Here is a 23,974-nt window from a genome sequence, read left to right as displayed (position 1 = left end):
CCGCCACCCGAGCGGTGCTTCAATTCCCCGGTGACTGATTACGACGTGCTCCGCGTCTTCTGCGCGCCGAACGGCGGCTACGGCAACGAACTGGGCGTGGTCCGCGAAGGCTCGGTGCTCCCGGACCGCGAGGACCGGCAGGACCTCGCGGCGAAACTCGGCTTCAGCGAGACGGTGTTCGTCGACGACCCCGAGCGCGGGGTCATCGACATCTACACGCCCACCCTGCGGCTGCCCTTCGCGGGACACCCGTGCGTGGGCGCCGCCTGGCTGCTCGACGTGCCCGAGCTCGTCACCCCGGCCGGCGTCGTGGGCACCCGCCTGGACGGGGAGTTCACCTGGATCGAGGCGCGCGCCGAATGGGCCCCGCCGCGCACCCTCCGGCAGTACGCGACGGCCGCCGAGGTCGACGACCTCCCCGTGCCGCCCAAGGGCGAATGGATCTACGCCTGGGCCTGGGAGGACGAGCCGGCCGGCCGGATCCGCGCCCGCGCCTTCCCCGGCCGCGACGACGGCGTCGACGAGGACGAGGCCACCGGCGCGGCGGCCCTCCTGCTCACCGAACGGCTCGGCCGCGCCCTGAACATCACCCAGGGCGCGGGCTCGCAGATCCTGACGGCCCCCCAGCCGCACGGCTGGGTCGAGGTCGGCGGCCGGGTGTTCCTGGAGCGCTGAGCCCTCCGGGCCACTGCCTGGGGTCCGTACGGGTGGTGTGGTGTGTGCCGCGGGAGGGGAGCGGGGACCTCTGGGCGTGACCGCTCGTCCCGTGAGAGGAACATCATGCGTATCCGTTCAGTCCTGGCCGCAACCGTCCTGGGTATCGCCCTCGCCGCCGTCGGCGCGTCGACCGCCACCGCCGACGAGGGTCCCCGCCAGCACCACCACCACCACTTCGGCGGGGACGAGGGTGTCTGCAGCCCGTACATCGGCGCGATCGACACGGTGTCGGCGGACATCTTCTGGGCCGGCAAGCACTGCGACCGGTTCTGAATCCGCCGCCGGGCCCCCTCGCACCGAAGCGAGGGGGCCCGGTCCGTCCACGAGACCGTGCTCGCGCCGGAACCGGCCCCGCGCACGGCAGGAGCCCGCCCTCCGAGGAGAGCGGGCTCTGGTCGCGCGCGGCTACGGCAGGGTGAGGATCTCCGCCCCGCTCTCCGTCACCACCAGGGTGTGCTCGAACTGGGCCGTGCGCCTGCGGTCCTTGGTCACCACGGTCCAGCCGTCGTCCCACATGTCGTAGTCGTGCGTGCCGAGCGTCAGCATCGGCTCGATGGTGAAGGTCATCCCGGGCTGGATGACGGTCGTCGCGTGCGGGCTGTCGTAGTGCGGGATGATCAGCCCGGAGTGGAACGACGAGTTGATGCCGTGACCGGTGAAGTCCCGCACCACCCCGTACCCGAACCGCTTGGCGTACGACTCGATGACCCGGCCGATGATGTTGATCTGCCGGCCGGGCCTGACCGCCTTGATCGCCCGCTCCAGGGACTCCCGGGTCCGCTCCACCAGCAGCCGCGACTCCTCGTCGACGTCCCCGACCAGGTACGTGGCGTTGTTGTCGCCGTGCACCCCGCCGATGTACGCCGTCACGTCGAGGTTGACGATGTCGCCGTCCCGCAGCACCGTCGAGTCCGGGATGCCGTGGCAGATGACCTCGTTGACGCTCGTGCACAGCGACTTCGGGAAGCCCCGGTAGCCCAGCGTCGACGGGTAGGCGCCGTGGTCGCACATGTACTCGTGCGCGACCCTGTCCAGCTCGTCGGTGGTGACCCCCGGCGAGATCAGCTTCGCGGCCTCCGCCATCGCCTGCGCGGCGATCCGGCCGGCCCGGCGCATCGCCTCGATGGTCTCGGGCGTCTGCACCTCCGGCCCGGTGTAGGGCGTCGGCGCCGGCTTGCCCACGTACTCGGGGCGGCGGATGTTTCCGGGCACGGAACGGGTGGGGGAGAGCTCCCCTGGGACGAGCAGCGACTGGCCAGACATGCCAGTGAGTCTAACGAGCGGCCGTGGGGGAACATGTCGATGGCGAGAGGAGCCGTCATGCCCCTGTTCAAGAAGTCGACCACCGGCAAACCGGGCGAGTGGTACTACTGCCTGGAGCACAAGAAGGTCGAGGAAGGGCCGGAGTGCCCGGCCAAGGACCGGTTCGGCCCGTACTCCACCCGCGCGGAGGCCGAGCGCGCGATGGAGAGCGCCCGCGAACGCAACCTCCAGTGGGAGAACGACCCCAAATGGCACGACGCCCCGACGGGCGGCGCGGCGGACGAGGACTGACCGGCCCGGCGGTCGGCCCACCAGCGCGGGTGCGGCCGCCGGCCGCTGAGCGCGTCACCAGGGGGGAGGGGGCGGGGCCGTCAGACGTTCGGCGAGGCGGGAGAGGCGGTCGGCGAGGCGCCGGCGCCCTCGGGTCGGCGGCAGGGTCTCGCCGGCCGCCGCGCTCACCAGGTGCTGCACGGTGTCCAGGTCCAGCTCGGAGCCGTCCGGCACGGCCAGCGTCTCGTGCGCCAGCGCCGTCAGATCCGCCTCGACCGGACCGAGGGCGAGCACGGTGACCCCGGCCCGGCGGGCGTCCGCCACCCGTTCGAGCAGCGGTGCGTCCGCCGACGGCGACGCCACCAGCAGCGTCTCGCCCCGCCGCGCCGCCTCGATCCGGCCCGGCCCCACCGCGAGGTGCGCGGGGTCGCCGGGGCGCGGGTCGTGGCGGACCAGCGTGGGCGCCAGCTCGGGCGTGCCGGACCACGCCGCCTCGTCCACCAGATGCGCCGCGAGATGCCAGGGCTCGTACTCGGCCGTGCCCGCCAGCAGCAGCCCGCCCCCGTGCGACACGACCGACCCCCGCAGCACCCCGGCGAACCTCCGGGTGGCCCCCAGCCACTCGGTCCCGGCGAGCACCTCACGCAGCAACGCGACCCGTACGGCGTCCATGCGCCCGCATGCTGCCGCAACCGGCGGCCGTCGGCGCGGGGTTCGCCGCCCGTTCACCCGACATGGGGAAGGGCCGCGGGAAGCGCCCACGTAAAGTCGGCGCATGACCTCTACTGACAGTGCTCACAACACCCCCGGTGGCGCCCCGGCGAAGGCCCCCGCCAAGGACCCCTGGGACCTTCCCGACGTGTCCGGACTGGTCGTCGGCGTGCTCGGCGGCACCGGCCCGCAGGGCAAGGGCCTCGCCTACCGCCTCGCCAAGGCCGGCCAGAAGGTGATCATCGGCTCGCGCGCAGCCGACCGCGCCCGGGCCGCCGCAGAGGAGCTCGGGCACGGCGTCGAGGGCGCCGACAACGCCGAGACCGCGCGCCGCAGCGACATCGTGATCGTGGCCGTCCCGTGGGACGGCCACGGCAAGACGCTGGAGTCCCTGCGCGAGGAACTCGCCGGCAAGCTCGTCGTCGACTGCGTCAACCCGCTCGGCTTCGACAAGAAGGGCGCCTACGCGCTCAAGCCGGAGGAGGGCAGCGCGGCGGAGCAGGCCGCGGCCCTGCTGCCTGACTCGCGCGTCGCCGCCGCCTTCCACCACCTGTCGGCGGTCCTTCTGCAGGACCCGGAGATCGACGAGATCGACACCGACGTGATGGTGCTGGGGGAGGAGCGGGCCGACGTCGAGATCGTGCAGGCGCTCGCCGGCCGCATCCCCGGCATGCGCGGCGTCTTCGCGGGCCGGCTGCGCAACGCCCACCAGGTGGAGTCCCTGGTCGCCAACCTGATCTCGGTCAACCGCCGCTACAAGGCCCACGCCGGGCTGCGCGTCACCGACGTCTGAGCGGATGGGGGACACTGGACGGCGAAGCAGTGTCCCCCGACAGGAGCCGACCGACATGCCTGCCCTGCCCCCGCCCAGCCCGACCCGGCGACTCGCCCTCTACACCCTCGTCGTCTGCGTGCTCGCCGTGGCCGCGGCGGTCGTCTCCTTCGTCCAGGGCAGCTTCCTGGGGATCGTCTGGGTACTGCTCGCGGGCCTGTCGTCCAACATGACCTGGTACTACCTGAAGCGGGACAAGGCGCGCAGGGCGGACCGGACCCAGGTCACCGGCTGACCGAGCAGAACTCGTTCGTGCCCTCCCAGAAGCGGTACAGCGACTGACCGCAGTACGTGTCGAGGTCGCTGATCCCGAGGCCGCGCAGCAGCGCGTCGACGACGTCGAAGAACGCGCCGTTCACCGACGGCACCCACAGCAGCGCGAACACGAACAGCAGGCCGAACGGCGCGAACGGCTCGACCTGACGCTTCACGCTGTACGACAGCCAGGGCTCGATGACCCCGTAGCCGTCCAGACCCGGCACCGGCAGGAAGTTCAGGATCGCCGCCGTCACCTGGAGCATGGCGAGGAAGCCGAGCGCGAACCGGAAGTCGTCCGGCACGCCGTCCAGCGCGTCCAGCCAGAACGGCGCCGTGCACACCACCGCGAACAGCACGTTCGTCAGCGGTCCGGCCGCCGAGATCAGACTGTGCCGCCACCGCCCCCGGATCCGGTCGCGTTCGATGAACACCGCGCCGCCCGGCAGACCGATCCCGCCCATGATCACGAACAGCACCGGCAGCACGATGCTGAGCAGGGCGTGCGTGTACTTGAGCGGGTTGAGGGTGAGATAGCCCTTCGCGCCGACCGAGATGTCGCCGCTGTGCAGGGCGGTCCGCGCGTGCGCGTACTCGTGCAGACACAGGGACACGATCCAGGCCGCCGTGACGAACAGGAACACCGCGACGCCGGGCTGCTCGGCGAAGCCCGTCCAGGTCGCCCAGCCGGTGACCGCGGTCACGGCCAGGATGCCGACGAACACGGGACTCACCCGCCGGTCGCCGTGGCGGGTGGTGGCGGTCGTCATGGGGCCCCCTGAGGTCGTACGCACGTGTGGAACGGCCCGACCGTACCGGGCACACCGGGGAAACGTCTCATGCCGGGTCCCGGGTTCCGCACGCAGCCCGGCCGCCCACCGGACCCCCGCCGACACCCGGGGCCCGCCACACGACCCGGAGGACCGCACGGGGACGCGGCGGACCGCGGGGACCGCACGGGGACGCGGCGGACCGCGGGGGTCCGGCGGCGTGGTCGTCGCCGCTCCGGGCGAACCCCGTGACCGCCGCCGACCGCGCCGGGGACAATGACCCCCGTGCGCTACCGCATTCTCGGCACCACCCAGGCACTCCGCCCCGACGGGACCCCCGTCGCCGTCGGCGGGGCGCGGCTGCGTGCCCTGCTCACCGTGCTGGCGCTGCGCGCCGGGCGCAGCGTTCCGGCAGGACTGCTGACGGAGGAGGTCTGGGCCGGGGACCTGCCCGCCGACGCGCCGGGCGCGCTGCAGGCGCTCGTCGGGCGGCTGCGCCGGACCCTCGGGGCGGACGCGATCCGCTCCGCCGAAGGCGGCTACCGGCTGGCGGTCGTCCCCGACGACGTCGACCTGCACCGTTTCGAGCGGCTGACCGGCGACGGGACGCGCGCGCTCGCCGACGGCGATCCCGCCAAGGCGGCCGTCCTGCTGGACGACGCCCTCGCCCTGTGGCACGGCCCTGCCCTCGCCGACCTGCCCGACCGGGCCGCCGAGGCCGCCCGCTGGGAGGTCCGCCGCCTGGACGCGGCGCGCGCCCGGCACACCGCCGCGCTCGCCCTCGGCCATGCCGGGCAGTCGCTGCCCGAGCTCACCGCCCTGTGCGACGCCCACCCCCTGGACGAGCCCCTCCAGGCCCTGCGGCTGCGCGCCCTGCGCGACGCGGGCCGCACCGCCCAGGCGCTGGCCGCCTACGACGAGGTGCGCCGACTGCTGGCGGACCGCCTCGGGGCCGACCCCGGGCCCGAATTGCGCACCCTGCACGCCGAACTGCTCAGCCCGCAGGTCCCGCAGGTCCCGCAGGCTCAGGAAGCCCCGGCGTCCCCGGCAGCCGCGGAGGCACCGGTGAGGCCGGAGGGGCTGGAGGGGCTGGAGGGGCTGGAGGGGCTGGAGGGGCTGGAGGGGCTGGAGGGGAGGGCCGTCCGGTCGGCGCGGGGGGCGCGGGCCGGCGCGTCGCCGCCGCTCGGCAACCTCCGGGCACGGCTCACCTCGTTCGTCGGCCGCGAGGACGACATCGCGGCCATCCGGGGCGACCTCGCGAGCGCCCGCCTCGTCACGCTGCTGGGGCCCGGCGGCGCCGGTAAGACACGGCTGTCGCAGGAAGCCGCCGAGGCCGTGAGGGACACGGCGGCCGACGGCGTCTGGCTGGCCGAGCTCGCGCCCGTCGCCGACCCGGACGCCGTGGCGCAGACCGTCCTCACCGCCGTGGGGGCGCGCGAGACCGTGCTGTACGGCGCCGGCGCCGAGGAGCTGCGGGCCGTCGCCGAGCGCCGCGGAGACCCCGTGGAGCGGCTGGTCGAGCACTGCGCCCGCCGCCGCATGCTCATCGTCCTGGACAACTGCGAACACGTGGTGGAGGCGGCCGCCCGGCTCGTCGAGGAACTGCTGGCGCGCTGTCCCGGGGTGACGGTCCTGGCCACCAGCCGTGAGCCCCTCGGCGTGCCCGGGGAGGTCCTGCGTCCGCTGGACCCGCTGCCGGAGCCGGCCGCGCTGCGGCTGCTGGCCGACCGGGGCGCGGCCGCCCGCCCGGGCTTCCGCGTCGAGGACGACCCCGAGGCCTGCGCCGAGATCTGCCGGCGCCTCGACGGTCTGCCCCTCGCCGTCGAGCTCGCCGCCGCCCGGCTGCGGATGCTCACGCCCCGCCAGATCGCGGACCGGCTCGACGACCGTTTCCGTCTCCTCACCTCGGGCAGCCGTACGGTCCTGCCCCGCCAGCAGACGCTGCGGGCCGTCGTCGACTGGTCGTGGGACCTGCTCGACGAGGACGAACGCGCCGTCCTGGCCCGGCTCTCCGTCTTCGCCCGGGGCTGCGACCTCGCCGCCGTCGAGGCCGTCTGCGCGCCGCCCGCGCCGCCGGGCCCCGCCCCCTCGGCCGGTGCCGGCCCTCACCGAGTGCACGGCTCCGGCACCCCCCATGCCTCCCGCGGTCCCCTCAGCCCCCTGGACCCCCTGGCCTCCCTGGTCGACAAGTCCCTCGTCGTCGCCGCTCCGGCGCCCGGCGGGGGCATGCGCTACCGGCTCCTGGAGACCGTCGCCGAGTACGCGGGCGAGCGGCTCGACGAGTCGGGGCGGCGGGCGGCCGCCGAGCGCGCGCATCTGACGTACTACCGCGAACTCGCCCGGACCACCGAGCCGTTGCTGCGCGGGTCGGGTCAGCGCGCGGCCGTCGACCGCTTCCAGCTGGAGTACGAGAACCTGCGCACGGCGCTGCGCCGGGCCGTCGACGCACGCGACGAGCAGGAGGCGCTCAGTCTGACCCTGTCCCTGGCCTGGTACTGGCAGATGCGCGACCTGCGTCCGGAGGCCCGTGCGTGGTGTGCCGAGGTCATGGCTCTGGGCCCCGACCCGTTCGCCGAACCCCTGCGCCGGGCCGCCCCGGTGTGGAGGTCGTGCACCGACGCGCCGCCCCCACTGGCCGGCGAGATGCTCCTGGAGGCCCGCCGAGGCGTCCACCTGGCGCATCTCGCCTCCATGGAGCCCGAGTTGGCGGGCTGGCGGAGCCCGGCCACGCAGGCCAAGCTGCGTCTGATCGCCGAGGCCTACGAGCCGGGACTCCCGCAGACCTGCCGGGCGCCCGGCCTGCTCTGGTTCTACGCCGTACTCATGATCGGCGACCTGGAGCGCATCCGCGAGAGCATCGACGCCAACATCGACACCTGCCGCCGCACGCCGGGCTACGACTGGGAACTCGCCTTCTGTCTGCAGATGCGCGCCAACGTCCTCGCCAACCGGTCCGACTGGGCCCGAAGCGCCTTCCGCGACGCCGACGAGGCGCTGGAGACCTTCCGGCGGCTCGGCGACGCCTGGGGCACCGCCGAGGCGCTCTCCGCCCGTGCCGAGGCCCATGAGCGGCAGGGCGCCTATCGCAGGGCAGCCGCCGACTACGAGGAGGCCATCGACCACGCCGAACGGCTGAACGCCCGCGCGCAGGCGGCGGTCCTGGGGGCGCGGCTGGGCAGCGTGCTGCTGGAGGCGGGGGACGAGGAGCGGGGCGAGCGCATGCTGCGCGAGGTGATCGACGGAGCCGAGCACATCGGGGACGAGGCCCTCCCGGCGGCCCGTCTCTTCCTGGTCGGCTGGCTCGGCACCACCGGTCGCCGGGTCGAGGCGCGTGAGCAGATCCGGCTGCTGCGCGAGGGTTTCGACGTCGGGCACTTCGCGGTCTTCGCCTCCTTCGTGCAGGGCGCGGAGGCCTGGCTGGACGCGGTCGAGGGCCGGTACGCGCAGGCGCTGACCGGCGTCCGCGCCGCGCTGCTGCGGGCCGCCGACCCGCTGCCGCTGGCTGTCGCCCCGCAGATGCGCTCCGTCTACCTGTGCGTCGCCGCGACCGCCCTGGCCGGCGTGGACGGCGGCAGCCGCGCCGGGGCCGCCGCCCGCTGTCTGGGCGCCGCCGACGCGCTGCTGCCGCCGGGGCACGTGCACACGCGCTGGGAGCGCGAGACGTACGACCTGGCCGCGAGCCGGGCCCGCGCCGCCCTCGGCGACGAGGGGTTCACGTCCGCGTACGCCGAGGGCGGCGGCCTCTCCTACGAGGAGGCCACCGCCCTGGTGGGACGCGCACCGCTCTAGGCGTACCGGCCGCCGCAACTTCGGCGTCCGCGACCGGTGCGCCTGGGCCGGGCACGGCCTAACTCTTGGTGCGGAACTTGTGGATGGCGACCGGCGCCATCAGCGCGGTGATCCCGACCGACCAGGCCAGCGTGACCCACAGGCCGTGGGCGACCGGGCCGCCCGTCATCAGACCGCGCGCCGCGTCCGCGAGCGCGGACAGCGGGTTGTAGTCGGTGAAGGCCTGCAGCCAGCCCGGCATCGACGCGGTGGGGGCGAAGATCGACGAGCCGAACTGCAGCGGGAAGAGCACCAGGAACCCCATGGCCTGCACGGACTGCGCGCTCTTCAGGACCACGCCCAGGGTGAGGAACACCCACATGATCGACGAGGCGAACACGGTGGACAGACCCACGGCCGCGAACAGTCCCGGCCAGCTCTCGATGTCGAACCCGACCAGGACGGAGACGATCATCAGCACGGCCGTCGCGAAGAGCATCCGGACGATCTCCACCGAGATCTTCGCGAACAGCACCGAGCCGCGCCCGATCGGCAGCGAGCGGAAACGGTCCATGACACCGGAGTTGAAATCCTGGCTGAAGCCGGTGCCGACGCCCTGGGACAGCGTCATGCTCATCATCGCGATCATGCCGGGGATCACGTACTGGATGTAGCCGTCCTGGCCGCCGCCCAGCGCCTGCCCGATCGAGCCGCCGAAGACGTACACGAAGAGCAGGGTGAAGACGATCGGCATCAGCAGCGCGTCGAACATCGACTCCGGGTCCTGCCGGATCCACAGCAGGTTGCGGCGCATCAGGGCCCCGGTGTGGCGCAGGTGGCCGCGCAGCGGGATGCGGGCGTCCGCCTCGATGTCGGCGATCGGAACGGTCGTGGCGCTCATACGGAGACCTCCTCGCGGGTGTCGGCGGTCGCGGCGTCGGCCGCCGTGCCGGCCCGGTGGCCGGTCAGGGACAGGAACACCTCGTCCAGGCTGGGCAGTTCGGTGGTGATGGAGGCCAGCGTGATGCCCCGGGCGGTGACCGCGCCGACCACGGCCGTCAGTTGCTCGTCGCTGAGGACCGGGACCAGGACCGAGCCGCGCCCGGCGTCCACGGCCGTGGTGGCGAGCCCGGTGATGCCCAGGTCGTCGATCCAGGCGGCGAGCGGGCGCAGCTGCGCCGGGTCGGCCGGGCGGACCCGCAGCGCACGGCCGCCGACCTTCGCCTTCAGCTCCTCGATGGCGCCGTTCGCGATGACCTTGCCCCGGTCGACGACGGTCAGTTGGGAGGCGAGCTGCTCGGCCTCCTCCATGTACTGGGTGGTGAGCAGGACGGTCACCCCGTCGCCGACCATCCGCTTGACCTCGGCCCAGACCTCGTTGCGGGTGCGGGGGTCGAGTCCGGTGGTCGGCTCGTCCAGGAACAGCACCTGCGGACGTCCGATCATCGACGCGGCCAGGTCGAGCCTGCGTCGCATGCCGCCGGAGTACGTGCTCGCCGGGCGCTTGGCCGCGTCCGTGAGGGAGAACCGTTCCAGCAGCTCGTCGGCGCGGACCCGGGCGTCCTTGCGGGAGAGGTCGAGCAGCCGTCCGATGAGATAGAGGTTCTCCCACCCGGGGAGCTTCTCGTCCACGGACGCGTACTGCCCGGTGAGCCCGATGACCCGGCGCAGCTGCCGGGGCTGGCGGACGACGTCGTAGCCGACGACGGTCGCGCGTCCGCTGTCGGGGGCGAGCAGGGTGGACAGGATCCGTACGAGGGTGGTCTTCCCGGCGCCGTTCGGCCCGAGCACCCCCATGACGGTGCCCTCGTGCACGTCCAGGTCGACCCCGTCCAGGGCCTTGGTCTCGCCGTAGTGCTTCACCAGCCCCCGAACGGTCACGGCGCTCGTCGCGCCTCGGGGGTTCTTGTCGATTCGCGTCATGGAGGCAACAGTGCCGCCCCCCGCCGACAAACCGCCGACAGGTCACCGACAGCGGCCGACGCCACCGACAGATCCCCGACGCGGGCCGCGACCACCGGCCGGGGAACCACGGCGGCGCTCGACCGCCTCCGCGAGAGCGGATCCGGTCCGGGCGCGAGGAGACGCCGGTGCGGGCGCACAACGGGGACAGCCCGCCGACGGGGGACGATCGGCGGGCTGTCGTGGTGCGGAGTGGGCTCTAGTGGACGGAGTGCTCGTCCAGCGGGAAGGTTCCGCCGACGACGTCCTCCGCGAACGCCTTCGCCGCGTTCCCCATGACCTCACGCAGGTTCGCGTACTGCTTGACGAACTTCGGGACCCGGCCGCCGGTCAGCCCGAGCATGTCGGTCCACACCAGCACCTGCGCGTCGGTCTCCGGGCCGGCGCCGATGCCGACCGTCGGGATGTGCAGCACGCGGGTGACCTCGGCCGCCAGCTCCGCCGGCACCAGCTCCAGCACCACCGCGAACGCGCCCGCGTCCTGCACGGCCTTGGCGTCCCGCAGCAGCTGGGCGGCCGCCTCCTCGCCGCGGCCCTGCACCCGGTAGCCCATCGAGTTCACGGACTGCGGGGTCAGGCCGATGTGCGCCATGACCGGGATGCCGGACTCCACCAGCAGCTCGATCTGCCGGTGCGAGCGCTCGCCGCCCTCCAGCTTCACGGCTCCGACGCCGGCCTCCTTGACCAGACGGGTCGCCGAGCGCAGGGCCTGCACCGGCCCCTCCTGGTAGGAGCCGAAGGGCAGGTCGCCGACGATCAGCGCGCGGGAGGTGCCCCGTACGACCGCCGCCGACAGCATGGTCATCTCGTCGAGGGTGACGGGCACGGTCGTCTCGTACCCCAGGTGGCAGTTGCCCGCCGAGTCGCCGACGAGCATCACGGGGATCCCGGCCTCGTCGAAGACGGACGCGGTCATCGCGTCGTACGCGGTGAGCATGGGCCACTTCTCGCCCCGCTCCTTGGCGAGCGCGAGGTCGCGGACGGTGATACGGCGTGTGCCCTTGCCCCCGTACAGCGCCTTGCTGCCGTCGGTGGGCTTCGTCGGGGCAGCCGAGAACTGCGTCATTGCAACGGCTCCTTCGTCATCTCGGGGCGCCCTCACGGCGTCCCCGGACCACCCCCATGGTGGCACCTCGTGCCAGGGAGGGCCAGAGCGCCCCCTGTGGGTAAAGCCTCAGTAAGAAACACGGCTGTGGAATCGATACGAGACGGTTCCGTATCGGAAGTGTTCTAGGCTCGACGTCATGACTACTCCTGCCGTCCCCACCGCTCCGCGCATACCGGAAGCGGTGCACCGGCGTCGTTGGGCGATCCTCGGCGTCCTGATGCTGAGCCTGCTGATCGTGGTGCTGGACAACTCGATCCTGAACGTCGCGATCAAGACGATCTCGACGCCCGCTCCGACGGGCCTCGGGGCCACCCAGAGCGAGCTGGAATGGGCGATCAACGCCTACACCCTCGTCTTCGCGGGGCTGCTGTTCACCGCCGGGCTCCTCGGCGACCGTATCGGCCGCAAGAAGGTCCTGCTCGGGGGACTGGCGGTGTTCGGCATCGGCTCCGCGCTCGCCGCCGAGTCCGGCTCGCCCACCCAGCTCATCGCCTTCCGCGCGCTGATGGCCCTCGGCGCGGCCTTCGTGATGCCCGCGACGCTGGCCGTCCTGATGAACGTCTTCGACCGCGAGGAGCAGCCCAAGGCGATCGGCATCTGGGCCGGCGGCGTCGGCCTCGCCATCGCCATAGGCCCCATCACCGGCGGACTGCTGCTCGGACACTTCTGGTGGGGCTCGGTCTTCCTGATCAACGTGCCGATCGTGATCCTCGCGTTCGGGCTGATGCTGTGGCTGGTCCCGGAATCCCGTGACCCCAAGCCCGGCCGCGTCGACCTCGTCGGCGTCGTCCTGTCTGTGGTCGGCCTCGTCCTGCTCGTGTACGGCATCATCAAGGGCGGCGAACTGGCCGACTTCACGGACCCGACGGTGCTGGCGACCATCGGGGGCGGCCTGGCCGTCCTGACCGCGTTCGTGGTGTTCGAGAAGCGCAGCGACCACCCGTCCGTGGACATGGACTACTTCAAGAACAAGGTGTTCTCGGCCGCGATCTCCGTCATCGCGCTGGTCTTCTTCGCGCTGATGGGCGTGACCTTCTTCTCGGTCTTCTACACCCAGAGCGTGCGCGGCTACTCGCCGCTGCAGACCGGCCTGCTGCTGCTGCCGCTGGCCGCGGCCCAGCTGATCTTCGCGCCGCGCGCCCGGCTCGTCGTCGACCGCATAGGCATCCGGGCGACGACCACGACGGCGATGCTCGTCCTGGCCGCGACGCTGGCCGCGTTCGCCACCCTGGACGCCGACACCCCGATCTGGCTCCTGGAGGTCGTCTTCTTCTTCATGGGCGCGGGAATGGCCCACATCATGACCCCGACCAGCGTCGTCATCATGCAGGCGCTGCCCCGCGAGAAGGCGGGCTCCGCCTCCGCGCTGAGCAACACCTTCCGCCAGGTCGGCGGCGCGCTCGGCATCGCCGTCCTCGGCTCCGTGCTGTCGACGTCGTACCGGAACGGCATCGAGGGCCACCTCGGGACGCTGCCGGCGGGCCTGCGCGACACGGCGGGCGAGTCCATCGAGGCCACCCTCGGGATCGCCGCCAAGCTCGGCGACCAGGGCCGGGCGCTGGTCGTGCCGGCTCACGACGCGTTCCTGCACGCCATGCACGTCACCGCGCTGTGCGGGGCCGGCGTGGCTCTCGTGGGCGCGATCGTGGTGGCCGTCTTCCTGCCGGGCCGGCCGAAGCCCGCCCAGGAGGAGGCGGACAGGGAGGAGTTGGCGCGGGCGAAGCCGTGACGGACGGGGGCGGGGCGGCCGGGAGTCGCCGTTCCGCCCGCCCTCCGGGCGACAATTCTCCCAGCGCGACGAAAGGAACGATGGATGTGAGCCCCGCCGACAGCACAGCCGCGGAGCAGCCGGTCCGGGGCCGGCCCCGGAGCGAGGCCGTGGAACGGGCCATCATCGAGGGCGTGATGAAGCTGCTGGAGGAGGGCGTGTCGCTCGCCGAGATCTCCATCGAGCGCATCGCCCGCACCGCCGGTGTCGGCAAGGCCGCCATCTACCGCCGCTGGAGCGGCAAGGAGGAACTCTTCGTCGACGTCCTGCGCACCGCCGAGCCCGACGACCTGGAACTCCCCGGCACCTCCATGCGCGACGACCTGATCGTGCTGCTGGAGTCGCTGCGCCGGCGAGGCCTCGTCAACCGTTCCTCGGCCATCCTGCACAACGTGCAGGTCCAGATGAAGAGCAGCCCGAAGATCTGGGCCGCCTACCACAACACGGTCATAGCACCGCGGCGCAGGCTGGGGATCGAAGTCCTGCGCCGGGGCCAGCGCAACGGCGAACTGCGTCTCGACGTGGACGTCGATCTCGTGAACGACCTGTTCGTCGGGCCGATGCTGGTGCGCGCCGTCCTGCGGCCCGACGCCGACCTGCCCGAGTACCTGCCCGAGCGCATCGTCGACACGCTGCTGGCCGGGCTACGCCCCGTCAGCACCCCCGTTCCGTAACGCGAATGTGCGCGTTACGTCACAGACCGGGCCACGCGGACCTGGGCCGGAACCCGGGAGTGCGGCCCGTTCGTCCTCTTGCCCGTACGGCCGTCACGGGACGGCGAGAAAGAAGCCGATCATCGCCTAGGGTCGTACCCGGGGGGACGTACGGTGTGCACGGCAGGCAGTGAGGCGACGGTATGGCGCAGCAGGCGTACATGACGGAGACGGACGACAACGGCGGCTCGGGACACGAGCCTCGGGGAGCCCGGCTCCGGCGCCTGATCGGACGCCTCGTCGGCCGGCTGTCGACGGGCTGGCGCGGCGATCCGCGCATCTGGCGGCGCGGTCTGGTCCTCACCGGCGTCGCGCTGGCGCTCGCCCTGGTGATGCTGCTGCACTCGCGCATCCCCAACCGGTTCGGCAACCTCGGCAGTCTCACGGAGACCTTCCTGCCCTGGATCGGCGTCTTCGTCCCGGTGCTGCTGGTGCTCGCGCTGGTGCGCAGGTCGGCGACCGCGCTGATCGCCCTCGTCCTGCCGGCCGTGGTCTGGGTGAATCTCTTCGGCGGACTGCTCGTCGACCGGACCGGCAGCGGCGGCGACCTCACCGTCGCCACCCACAACGTCAACGCGGACAACCCGGATCCGGCCGACACCGCCCGAGACGTCGCCTCGTCGGGCGCGGACGTGGTGGCCCTGGAGGAGCTGACCGCCACGGCGGTGCCGGTGTACGAGAAGGCGCTGGCGGCGACGTATCCGTACCACTCGGTGCAGGGCACGGTCGGTCTGTGGAGCAAGTACGCGCTGAACGGCGTGAAGCCCGTCGACATCAAGCTGGGCTGGACGCGCGCGATGCGGGCGACCGTCGCGACGCCGCAGGGCGAGGTCGCCGTCTACGTCGCCCATCTGCCCTCGGTGCGGGTGAAGCTGCGGGCCGGGTTCACGGCCCGGCAGCGCGACACGAGCGCGGACGCGCTGGGCGAGGCGATCGCCGACGAGAAGCTGACCCGGGTGATCCTTCTCGGTGACCTCAACGGCACCATGAACGACCGTTCGCTCAACGCCGTGACCTCGCAGATGCGCTCCACGCAGGGCGCGGCGGGCAGCGGCTTCGGGTTCAGCTGGCCGGCGTCGTTCCCGATGGCCCGGATCGACCAGATCATGGTGAAGGGCGTGGAGCCGGTCACCTCCTGGACGCTGCCGCAGACGGCGAGCGACCATCTGCCCGTGGCGGCGCGTGTGAAGGTCACCACACCGTAACCGGGGCGTCGCCCGCCGGAATACCGGGCCGGGGAGAGTTTGTTCCGTACTTGAACATACGAAACGTATGATGGACGGAATCCGCTCTCTCTGAAAGGCAAGTTCTTCATGCCCCTGGCCCTGCTCGCCCTGGCCGTGGGTGCCTTCGGCATCGGCACCACCGAGTTCGTGATGATGGGGCTGCTGCCCGAGGTCGCGGACGACCTGCACATCTCGATCCCGGCGGCCGGACACCTCGTCTCCGCGTACGCGCTGGGCGTCGTCATCGGCGCGCCCCTGCTGGCCGCCGCGACGGCCCGGATGTCGCGCCGCACGGTCCTGATGTCCCTGATGGCCCTCTTCGTCACGGGCAACGCGCTCTCGGCGCTCGCCCCCGACGACGGCTGGCTGCTGGCCGCCCGTTTCCTCAGCGGTCTGCCGCACGGCGCCTTCTTCGGCGTGGGCGCGGTGGTGGCGACCAATCTGGTCGCCCCGGAGCGCAAGGCCCGTTCGGTGTCGCTGATGTTCCTCGGCCTGACGGTCGCCAACGTCGCGGGCGTCCCCGTCGCCACCCTCATGGGCCAGCACCTCGGCTGGCGTGCGACCTTCCTCGGCGTCAGCGTGATCGGCCTGGTGGCCATCGCCGCCCTGGCCCTGCTCATCCCGCGCGACCACGCCCAGGCGCCCGCCGTCGGCCTGCGCCGCGAGCTGGCCGCCCTGCGCTCGCTGCCCGTGTGGCTGGCGCTCGGCACCACCGTGGCCGGCTTCGGCGCGCTGTTCTCCGCGTACAGCTACATCACGCCGATGCTGACGGACTCCGCCGGGTTCGCCGACTCCAGCGTGACGCTGCTGCTGGCGCTGTTCGGCGTCGGCGCGACCGCCGGCAACCTGCTGGGCGGCCGCCTCGCCGACCGCGCGATGCGCCCGACCCTGTTCGCCGGCCTCACCTCGCTGGTCGTGGTCCTGGCCCTCTTCCCGCTGCTGATGACGACGGCGTGGGGCGGCGCGCTGGCCGTGGTCCTGCTGGGCGTGGCGGCGTTCGTGACGGGATCGCCGCTGAACCTGATGGTGATGGAGAAGGCGTCCGACGGCCCCTCCCTCGCCTCCTCCGCCAACCAGGCGGCCTTCAACATGGCCAACGCCGGCGGCGCCTGGCTCGGCGGCCTGGCCCTCACCGCCGGCTTCGGCGTCACCTCGCCCGCGCTGGCCGGCGCGGTCCTGGCCGCCCTCGGCCTGCTCGTCGCGGGCATCGCGTACACCGTCGACGCCCGCCGGACCGCGCAGCCCGCCACCCGCGACCGGATCGTCGCCGCCCACCGGCCCCGCCCGGCGAAGGCGGAAGCCCACCACTGACGCTTCCGCCGGCTCCCTCGGGAAGAGCGCGGGGCGGGGGCGGAGCCCCGGCCGCGCGAGGGGCGCGGGGAACCGCGCGACCAGCCGCAGCGGACCTGCACGTGTCCACGGGCCTGTCCGGCGTTCGCCGGGTGGGTGCGTGCGCGTGTGGGGGCAGTGGGCGGAGCCCCGGCCTTTCAGGCGCGCGAGGAACCGCGCGACCAGCCACAGCGGGCCCCAGATGTCCACCGGCCCATGGGCGACGGCCTGCCGGCTGCGGGCAACGGCCGACCGGCCCATGGGCGGCGGCCTGCCGGCTGCGGGCAACGGCCGACCGGCCCATGGGCGGCGGCCTGCCGGCTGCGGGCAACGGCCGACCGGCCCATGGGCGGCGGCCTGCCGGCTGCGGGCAACGGCCGACCGGCCCATGGGCGACGGCCTGCCGGCTACGGGCAACGGCCCACCGGCGCACGGCAACCGCCTGCCGGGCTACCGGCGCACGGCAACCGCCTGCCGGGCTACCGGCGCACGGCAACCGCCTGCCGGGCTACCGGCAATGGCCCTCCGGTGCACCGGCAACGGACTGCCGGCCCACCGGACTACCCGGCCCACCGGACTACCCGGCCCACCGGTCCACCGGGCGGCAGCCCCTCGCCGGGTGGGGGCGGAGGCCGACGAGGCGACGGCGACCCGTCGTCACCCCCTCACTCGTCGAAGCGCGCGAGATCCCGCAGCCAAGCCGCCGCCGAACTGTCGGACGGCGCCCGCCAGTCACCCCGCGGCGACAGCGAACCCCCCGCCGACACCTTCGGCCCGTTGGGCATCGCCGACCGCTTGAACTGGGCGAACGCGAAGAAGCGACGGCAGAAGACCTCAAGCCAGCGCCTGATCTCGGCCTGGTCGTAGGCCACCCGCTTGGCGTCGGGGAAGCCCGGCGGCCAGTCGCCGGCGTCCGCGTCGTGCCAGGCGTGCCACGCGAGGAAGGCGATCTTCGAGGGCCGGAAGCCGTAGCGCAGCACATGGAAGAGCGTGAAGTCGTGCAGCGCGTACGGGCCGATCCGCGACTCGGTGGACTGCATCTCCTCGCCCGGCACGAGCTCCGGGCTGATCTCGGTGTCGAGGATCGCGGCGAGCGTCCTGCCCGTCTCCTCGTCGAACTGTCCGCTGCTGACGACCCAGCGGATCAGGTGCTGCATCAGCGTCTTCGGCACGCCCGAGTTGACGTTGTAGTGGCTCATCTGGTCGCCCACGCCGTACGTGGACCAGCCGAGCGCCAGCTCCGACAGGTCGCCGGTGCCCAGCACGATGCCCCCGCGCTGGTTGGCCAGCCGGAACAGGTAGTCGGTGCGCAGACCGGCCTGCACGTTCTCGAAGGTGACGTCGTACACCGGCTCGCCGGAGGCGAACGGGTGGCCCATCTCCCGCAGCATCAGCCGCGCGGTGGGCGTGATGTCCAGCTCGGCCGCGGTCACGCCGAGCGAGTTCATCAGCTTGTGGGCGTTGTCCTTGGTGTGGTCGCTGGTGGCGAAGCCCGGCAGGGTCCAGGCCAGGATGTCGCTGCGCGGGCGGCCCGCGCGGTCCATCGCGCGGGCGGCGACGATCAGGGCGTGCGTCGAGTCGAGACCGCCGGACACCCCGATGACCACCTTGGGGCCGCCGATCGCCGCCAGGCGCTGCTGGAGGCCCTCGACCTGGATGTTGTACGCCTCGTAGCAGTCCTGGGCGAGACGGTCGGCGTCGGCCGGCACGAACGGGAAGCGCTCCAGACGGCGGCGCAGCCCCAGGTCGGCGGACGGCGGGTCGAGCGTGAACTCGACCGTGCGGAAGTCGTCGGTGCGCGCGCGGTGCGTACGGCGGTTGTCGTCGAAGGTGCCCATCCGCTGCCGCTCCTGCCGCAGCAGGTCGAGGTCGACGTCGGCGACCGCGTACTCGTCGCCGAGCGGGAACCGCTCCGTCTCCGCGAGCAGCGAGCCGTTCTCGTAGACCATGGCCTGGCCGTCCCAGGACAGGTCGGTGGTCGACTCGCCGAGTCCGGCCGCGGCATAGACGTACGCGGCCAGACAGCGGGAGGAGGCCGAGCGGCACAGCAGCTTGCGGTCCTCGGCCCGCCCGACCGTGATCGGGCTGCCCGACAGGTTGACGAGGACGGTCGCCCCGGCGAGGGCCGCCTCCGCGCTGGGCGGCACCGGCACCCACATGTCCTCGCAGATCTCCGCGTGCAGCACCAGACCGGGGACGTCCTGCGCGGTGAACAGCAGGTCGACGCCGAACGGCACGGTCTCGCCGCCGACGCGGACGGACCCGCCGCGCTCGTCGGCGCCGTCGCCGATCTGCCGGCGCTCGTAGAACTCCCGGTAGTTCGGGGGGTACGACTTGGGCACGACGCCGAGGACACGGCCGCGGTGCACGATCACCGCGCAGTTGTAGACCCGGTTGCGGTGCCGCAGCGGGGCCCCCACGACGAGGACCGGCAGCAGACCGGCCGACCCGGCCACCACCTCCTGGAGCGCCGCCTCGACCTCGTCGAGCAGCGCGTCCTGCAGCAGCAGGTCCTCGATGGAGTAGCCGCACAGCACCATCTCCGGGAAGACGGCGACGGCCACCCCCTGAGCGGCGCACCGGCGCGCGTGGCGCAGGACCGCCTCGGCGTTGGCCGGCGGGTCGGCGATGACGGTGTGACCCGTGCATGCGGCGACGCGTGCGAAACCATGCTGATAAAGGGACCAGAAGTTCGAGTCAGGCACGGACCCAGTGTAATCGTCAAAGCGACGCGATCGGGGGTGCGGGGGGTGAGGGGGGTGTGTGCCGCCCCCCACGCGCGGCAAAGGGGCGCGGGTGACCTACCCCGCGCCCCCTCAAGGCGCCTGCCGGCTGCGCCTCAGTGCTTCTTGTACGACTCCACGTAGCCGTTCGTGGGCGTGCCCACGCCGGTGACGTCGTCGTAGCCCTTCACGGCGGACAGCGAGCTGTCCTTGCCGAGGCTGCGCACGGAGGTCAGCAGACCACCGGTCGCGTCGATGCTGTTGGCGAAGTCGACGCGCACGACCGCGAGCCCGGACCCGGTCGGGTTGTCCGTGACGTCGTGGTAGACCCGCGACCCGAACTTGGAGTAGATCGACGGGTTGGCGAAGCCGATCGCCACGCCGCCGTGCGCCTCCTGGGCCAGAGCCTGCACGGCCGCGATGACCGGCGCCGCCAGCGAGGTGCCGCCGATGCGGTACTCGCTGTACTGCTGGGTCCCGTCCGGGAAGGTCTGGGTCTGGCCGACCTTGAAGCCGGTGTTCGGGTCGGCGATCGCCGCGATGTCCGGGACGACGCGGTTGCCGGCGGCGTTGTTGGCCGTGGCGAGCGCGTTCGGGACGACGCCCTTCTGGTAGTACGGCTGGGCGACCGTCTTGCTGGTGCCGCCGCCCGCGCCCGAGGTGAACGCGCCCGGGAAGCCCGTCCAGCTCTTGCCGTCGGCCGACAGCGGGGCCTTGTCGGTGCCCCAGCCGGTCTCCCACAGGTACTTGTCGTTCTTGCCGACCGCCAGCGAGGTGCCGCCGACCGCCGTCACCCACGCCGAGTTGGCCGGGGTGTCGACCTGCTTGGTGCCGGTGTTGGCGACCTCGTCGCCGTTGTCGCCGGAGGAGAAGTAGAAACCGATCCCCTCGACCGCGCCGAACTGGAAGACCTGGTCGTAGGCGGCCGCCAGGTCCGGCGTCTGGTTGGCCTCGATGTCGCCCCACGAGTTGGAGACGATGTCGGCCAGGTGGTTGTCGACGACCTTGCTGAGCGAGTCGAGCAGATCGTCGTCGAAGCAGGACGCGGCGCCCACGTACGTGACGTTCGCGGCCGGCGCGACCGCGTGCACGGCCTCGACGTCGAGGGTCTCCTCGCCGTACCAGCCGGCCGCCCCGCACTCCTCGGTCTTCGTGTAGTTCGCCGGCAGGACCTGGCGCAGCTGCCCGGTCTTCCAGGACGCGTCGCCGTGCGCCTTCGCGTACGTCGCCGCGTCGAAGGCGATGGTCGGCGAGGCGAAGGCGTCGGTGATGGCGACGCGCACGCCCTTGCCGGTGTACTTCCCGGCCCCGTAGGCGGACCGCAACTGCTTGCCGGTGTAGCCCTGCACGGCGTACGGGATCTTCTTGCCGTAGGCCGACGGGAGGCTGCTCGCGGTGTTGGAGCCGAAGTACGAGGAGAACGGCCCGGAGTTCTTGAACACCGCGTCCGGCGGCGGCAGCTGGTCCTTGGAAGCGGCCTTGTGGGGCGCGTTGTCCAGACCGGTGACGGTCAGGACGGCGCCGTCCAGGCTCGCCGGAGCCGTCGCGCTCTTCGCCGGGGCGCGGTAGGTCTTGGAGCCCTTGGCGAAGTTGTGCAGCTGGGTGCCGAACGCCTTCTCGGCGGCGGCCACGTCACCGCTGACGGAGACGTAGTGCCGGCTGGTGCCGGTCACCTTCAGACCGGCCGCCGTCAGCCACGACTTGACCGCGGCCACCTGGGCGTCGGTCGCCCCGAAGCGGGCCTGCGCCTGCTCGGCGGAGAGGTACTTGCCGTAGGCGGCGGAGCTCGGGTCGGAGACCGACTTCGCGTACTGCGCGAGGCCGGTCGCGTCGCGTCCCGCGAGGTAGACGCGAGCGGAGACCTGGGCGCTGTCCGCGGTCGCGCCCTTGTCCGCCTTGGCCGTGGCCCACGCGGGCTTGGTCCCGGCCAGCGTGTCACGGGCCGGGCTGTCCGCGGCGTGAGCCGCGGGTATGCCGAGCGCCAGCGCGCCGGCGATCATGGGCAGTGTCGCTGCCATGCTCGCTCCGGCGCGCAGCGCGGCGCGATTGGATCTCATAGGACCCCCTGTATGTGGTTCGACGCGAGTGGATCACTCGACGTGCTGGCCACTCTTACGACGAACACTTCATGCCTGGGGCATGCGAACACCAAGAAGCGCCCAAGTGACCGCTTGCTGGACGGATTTGACGGATACGTCCGTGAAGTCGAGGGAAAACCCTATGGATTGGCCGAGGGGCCGTGGTTCGGCCTTCCGCGCTCGGCTACGGCTTGGCCCCGCGCGCCTTCAGCAGGTCCGTCATCAGGCCGATCTCCGACTGCTGGGCCTCCACCATGCCCTGCGCGAGCCGCTTCTCCACGTCCACCGTGCACTTCTGCACGCATCCCTCGGCCATGTGGATGCCGCCCTTGTGATGTGCGGTCATCAGCTGCAGGTAGAACACCTCGGCCGCCTTGCCGTTCAGCGTCCCGAGCTTCTTCAGCTCGGTGTCGGTGGCCATTCCCGGCATCAGCGCGCCGTCCTCGCCGCTCATGCCCGCCATGCCCATCCAGCCCATCGGCCCGTCCGACGACACCTTCGGCAGCCCCCACAGATCGAGCCAGCCGAGCAGCATGCCGCGCTGGTTGGCCTGCGTCTGCGCGATGTCGTACGCGAGCCGCCGCACCTCGACGTCCGTCGTCCGGTCGCGCACGATGTACGACATCTCGACGGCCTGCTGGTGATGCACCGCCATGTCGCGGGCGAACCCGGCGTCCGCGGAGCCGGCGGCGGGCGCCTCGGCACTCGACCCGCCCTCCCCGGCCACCGAGTAGGTGACGGCCCCCGCGGCGACGAGCACTCCGGCCACGGCGACCGCCACTCCCGCGTACCTCACTGCGACAGACCGCCCGTGCACGCCGCGCCGGGCTCGGGCGTCTGCGCACCCTGCACGAACTTCTCGAAGAACTTGGCCACGTTCGCGTCGTTCGCGCTCGTCACCGTGCGCTGGTGCCCCCACGCGGTGAGCATGATCGGGTCGGCCTGGTCGTCGTCGGGGCTCATGAGCGTGTACGGCGTCTTCTCGACCTTGGCGGCCAGCGCCTCGACGTCGGCCTTGGCGGCCTTGCTGTTGTACGTCACCCAGACCGCGCCGTGCTCCAGCGAGTGCACGGCGTTCATGTTGTCGATCGCCTTGGCGTAGACGTCGCCGTCGCAGTTCATCCACACCTGGTTGTGGTCGCCGCCGACGGGCGGCTCCGTCGGGTACTTGACCCGCTTGGCCACGTGCGTGCGCCCGAGCTTGCCGTTCCACGTCCTGACCCCGTCGGCCCCGGTGGTGAATTTTCCGGAGGACGACGAGGACGACGACTTGGCGTCGGCGCCGTCGTCCTTGGACTGCGACTTGACGACGAACACCCCGCCCGCGACGAGAGCGGCGACGGCGACGACGCTGCCCGTGATCACGAGAAACCGGTTGCGCCGCTCACGGGCCTGTTCGGCCCGCCGCATCTCCTCTATGCGCTCCTTGCGCGTGGCGCTGGTGTTCTGGCTGGCGGAACCCATGAGGCCTGTCCTTCTGGGGAAAGGGGGCGGGACGGTCGGGCGCTGCTGAGGCACTGACGCACTGACGAACTGACGAACTCGTACTGACGCGCGGTCGTACGGGCGTACGGGCGTGCGGGTCAGCTGATCGTAAGGGGGGAACGGGGAAACTCGTAGACCGGCTACAGCCACACGGCCGGAGCCCGCGCATAATTTGAAGCGGAGATGCGCATTATCTACGCTTCGGTGCATGCGGCTGTTGCGATCCACCGACCTGGCACTGCGCGTCCTCATGCGGCTCGCGGTGACCGGCGACGACCCGGCCGCCACCCCCACCACCCGTGATGTGGCCGCCGCCATGGACGTCCCCTACACGCACACGGCCAAGGTCGTGGCCGAGCTCCAGCACCTGGGCCTGCTGGAGGCCCGCCGGGGCAGGGGCGGGGGCCTGGCGCTGACCGAGCGGGGCCGTACCGCCTCCGTCGGCGCGATCGTGCGCGCCTTCGAGGGCGACGGCGACGTCGTCGACTGCGAGGGAAGCACTCCCTGCCCCCTGCGGTCGGCCTGCCGGCTGCGGGGCGCCCTGCGCCGGGCCCAGGAGGCGTTCTTCGCGTCCCTGGACCCGATCACGCTCGCGGACATCGTGGCGGACCCGACGGGGCCGCTGCTGCTCGGCATCTCCCCGCCCGCCCGGCCGCACCGCCCTGACGTCTCCGAGCCCGGCGGTCCCTCCCCGGACACCGCCTCACCGGACATCGCCGCACCGGACGCCGCCGCACCGGACGCCCCGAACATCCGCGGATGACGGGACACCCCGCGGCCACGGACGCTCCGGCGCGGTACCGCTCACGGGGTGCAATTCGAGTGGCGGGCCGAGACGGAGGGGGCCGGGCATTACGGATGCCGGTGCGAGCAGGCAAGATGGGCTGCAGAGCAGTACATCCGCCGGACGCGAGTCGTTCAGGCCGGGGTCGCCGAGGCGATCATGGTCCGCAACGCGGATGAAACGCCGGCGTGGTGTGATGCTCAGGTGCCCGA

The 23,974-nt window shown here is 72.5% G+C and carries 20 protein-coding genes and 1 pseudogene; 11 read left to right on the top strand and 10 right to left on the bottom strand.

Translation table 11 applies throughout. The features are described 5' to 3' along the window. The first annotated feature begins 30 nt into the window (after positions 1 to 30). Together Sri02f_RS12985 and Sri02f_RS12980 are read left to right on the top strand one after the other, a co-directional pair. Positions 31 to 675 (top strand): PhzF family phenazine biosynthesis protein, encoded by a 645-nt coding sequence (locus Sri02f_RS12985; protein WP_069770764.1) that lies wholly within the window; start codon positions 31 to 33, stop codon positions 673 to 675. A gap of 105 nt (positions 676 to 780) precedes the next feature. Continuing rightward, positions 781 to 990 carry a hypothetical protein gene (locus Sri02f_RS12980; RefSeq protein WP_109001313.1) on the top strand — a complete coding sequence of 70 codons (210 nt, stop codon included), beginning with the start codon at positions 781 to 783 and terminating at the stop codon, positions 988 to 990. Between the two features lie 132 nt (positions 991 to 1,122). Here Sri02f_RS12980 and map read toward each other — a convergent pair whose 3' ends face one another. After that, on the bottom strand, positions 1,123 to 1,980 hold the full coding sequence (map, locus tag Sri02f_RS12975) for a type I methionyl aminopeptidase (protein ID WP_109001312.1): 858 nt from the start codon (positions 1,978 to 1,980) through the stop codon (positions 1,123 to 1,125). A gap of 57 nt (positions 1,981 to 2,037) precedes the next feature. Here map and Sri02f_RS12970 point away from each other — a divergent pair, with 57 nt between their 5' ends. Beyond that, positions 2,038 to 2,271, top strand: coding sequence for a hypothetical protein (locus Sri02f_RS12970; protein WP_109001311.1), 234 nt, complete (start codon positions 2,038 to 2,040; stop codon positions 2,269 to 2,271). 54 nt (positions 2,272 to 2,325) lie between these two features. On the opposite strand, the gene Sri02f_RS12965 is transcribed toward Sri02f_RS12970, so the two are convergent. Continuing rightward, positions 2,326 to 2,922 carry a hypothetical protein gene (locus Sri02f_RS12965; protein WP_069770769.1) on the bottom strand — a complete coding sequence of 199 codons (597 nt, stop codon included), beginning with the start codon at positions 2,920 to 2,922 and terminating at the stop codon, positions 2,326 to 2,328. A gap of 103 nt (positions 2,923 to 3,025) precedes the next feature. Between Sri02f_RS12965 and npdG the strand changes: the two genes are divergently transcribed. Together npdG and Sri02f_RS12955 are read left to right on the top strand one after the other, a co-directional pair. Further along, positions 3,026 to 3,754: an NADPH-dependent F420 reductase gene (gene npdG / locus Sri02f_RS12960; RefSeq protein WP_109001310.1), complete on the top strand. Its 729-nt coding sequence runs from the start codon at positions 3,026 to 3,028 to the stop codon at positions 3,752 to 3,754. A gap of 4 nt (positions 3,755 to 3,758) precedes the next feature. Next, positions 3,759 to 4,028 carry a hypothetical protein gene (locus Sri02f_RS12955; protein WP_174855643.1) on the top strand — a complete coding sequence of 90 codons (270 nt, stop codon included), beginning with the start codon at positions 3,759 to 3,761 and terminating at the stop codon, positions 4,026 to 4,028. Here Sri02f_RS12955 and Sri02f_RS12950 read toward each other — a convergent pair. Continuing rightward, complete coding sequence (locus Sri02f_RS12950) at positions 4,018 to 4,818, bottom strand: site-2 protease family protein (RefSeq protein ID WP_109001309.1); 801 nt, start codon at positions 4,816 to 4,818, stop codon at positions 4,018 to 4,020. The two genes, Sri02f_RS12955 and Sri02f_RS12950, sit on opposite strands and share 11 nt — an antisense overlap. Positions 4,819 to 5,094: 276 nt before the next feature. Between Sri02f_RS12950 and Sri02f_RS12945 the strand changes: the two genes are divergently transcribed. After that, a complete protein-coding gene (locus tag Sri02f_RS12945) occupies positions 5,095 to 8,607 on the top strand; it encodes an AfsR/SARP family transcriptional regulator (RefSeq protein ID WP_109001308.1) in 3,513 nt (1,170 codons plus the stop codon). 58 nt (positions 8,608 to 8,665) lie between these two features. Here Sri02f_RS12945 and Sri02f_RS12940 read toward each other — a convergent pair whose 3' ends face one another. The 3 genes from Sri02f_RS12940 to panB form a co-directional block, all read right to left on the bottom strand. Beyond that, the gene (locus Sri02f_RS12940; RefSeq protein WP_109001307.1) at positions 8,666 to 9,487 is read right to left on the bottom strand and encodes an ABC transporter permease; all 822 of its coding nucleotides are present in this window, start codon (positions 9,485 to 9,487) and stop codon (positions 8,666 to 8,668) included. Then, a complete protein-coding gene (locus Sri02f_RS12935) occupies positions 9,484 to 10,509 on the bottom strand; it encodes an ATP-binding cassette domain-containing protein (protein ID WP_109001306.1) in 1,026 nt (341 codons plus the stop codon). Before Sri02f_RS12935 ends, Sri02f_RS12940 begins: the two co-directional genes overlap by 4 nt. A gap of 238 nt (positions 10,510 to 10,747) precedes the next feature. Further along, on the bottom strand, positions 10,748 to 11,614 hold the full coding sequence (panB, locus tag Sri02f_RS12930; protein WP_109001305.1) for a 3-methyl-2-oxobutanoate hydroxymethyltransferase: 867 nt from the start codon (positions 11,612 to 11,614) through the stop codon (positions 10,748 to 10,750). Between the two features lie 178 nt (positions 11,615 to 11,792). Here panB and Sri02f_RS12925 point away from each other — a divergent pair, with 178 nt between their 5' ends. The 4 genes from Sri02f_RS12925 to Sri02f_RS12910 all read left to right on the top strand — a co-directional run bounded on the left by Sri02f_RS12925 (position 11,793) and on the right by Sri02f_RS12910 (position 16,674). Beyond that, the gene (locus Sri02f_RS12925; RefSeq protein WP_109001304.1) at positions 11,793 to 13,385 is read left to right on the top strand and encodes an MFS transporter; all 1,593 of its coding nucleotides are present in this window, start codon (positions 11,793 to 11,795) and stop codon (positions 13,383 to 13,385) included. An 80-nt stretch (positions 13,386 to 13,465) separates the two neighbouring features. Continuing rightward, complete coding sequence (locus Sri02f_RS12920) at positions 13,466 to 14,098, top strand: TetR/AcrR family transcriptional regulator (protein ID WP_109001303.1); 633 nt, start codon at positions 13,466 to 13,468, stop codon at positions 14,096 to 14,098. Between the two features lie 182 nt (positions 14,099 to 14,280). Next, on the top strand, positions 14,281 to 15,342 hold the full coding sequence (locus tag Sri02f_RS12915) for an endonuclease/exonuclease/phosphatase family protein (RefSeq protein ID WP_109001302.1): 1,062 nt from the start codon (positions 14,281 to 14,283) through the stop codon (positions 15,340 to 15,342). A 108-nt stretch (positions 15,343 to 15,450) separates the two neighbouring features. Then, a complete protein-coding gene (locus Sri02f_RS12910; protein ID WP_109001301.1) occupies positions 15,451 to 16,674 on the top strand; it encodes an MFS transporter in 1,224 nt (407 codons plus the stop codon). 683 nt (positions 16,675 to 17,357) lie between these two features. Here Sri02f_RS12910 and Sri02f_RS12905 read toward each other — a convergent pair. From Sri02f_RS12905 to Sri02f_RS12890, 4 genes are all read right to left on the bottom strand, one after another. Beyond that, a complete protein-coding gene (locus tag Sri02f_RS12905) occupies positions 17,358 to 19,397 on the bottom strand; it encodes an NAD(+) synthase (RefSeq protein WP_109001300.1) in 2,040 nt (679 codons plus the stop codon). A gap of 134 nt (positions 19,398 to 19,531) precedes the next feature. Beyond that, positions 19,532 to 21,433 carry a S53 family peptidase gene (locus tag Sri02f_RS12900; protein WP_245970617.1) on the bottom strand — a complete coding sequence of 634 codons (1,902 nt, stop codon included), beginning with the start codon at positions 21,431 to 21,433 and terminating at the stop codon, positions 19,532 to 19,534. Positions 21,434 to 21,677: 244 nt separating this feature from the next. Next, positions 21,678 to 22,274, bottom strand: coding sequence for a DUF305 domain-containing protein (locus Sri02f_RS12895; RefSeq protein WP_109001298.1), 597 nt, complete (start codon positions 22,272 to 22,274; stop codon positions 21,678 to 21,680). 11 nt (positions 22,275 to 22,285) lie between these two features. Continuing rightward, positions 22,286 to 22,957 carry a thioredoxin-like domain-containing protein gene (locus tag Sri02f_RS12890; RefSeq protein WP_109001297.1) on the bottom strand — a complete coding sequence of 224 codons (672 nt, stop codon included), beginning with the start codon at positions 22,955 to 22,957 and terminating at the stop codon, positions 22,286 to 22,288. A gap of 229 nt (positions 22,958 to 23,186) precedes the next feature. Here Sri02f_RS12890 and Sri02f_RS12885 point away from each other — a divergent pair. After that, positions 23,187 to 23,618 (top strand): annotated as a pseudogene (locus Sri02f_RS12885) (RrF2 family transcriptional regulator); the annotation flags it as partial. Between the last annotated feature and the right edge of the window lie 356 nt (positions 23,619 to 23,974).

It is taken from the genome of Streptomyces rishiriensis (assembly GCF_003112535.1).
Lineage (GTDB): Bacteria > Actinomycetota > Actinomycetes > Streptomycetales > Streptomycetaceae > Streptomyces > Streptomyces rishiriensis.
Note: the sequence above shows the minus strand (reverse complement) of the source record. Positions and strands in the feature narration are given on the sequence as shown.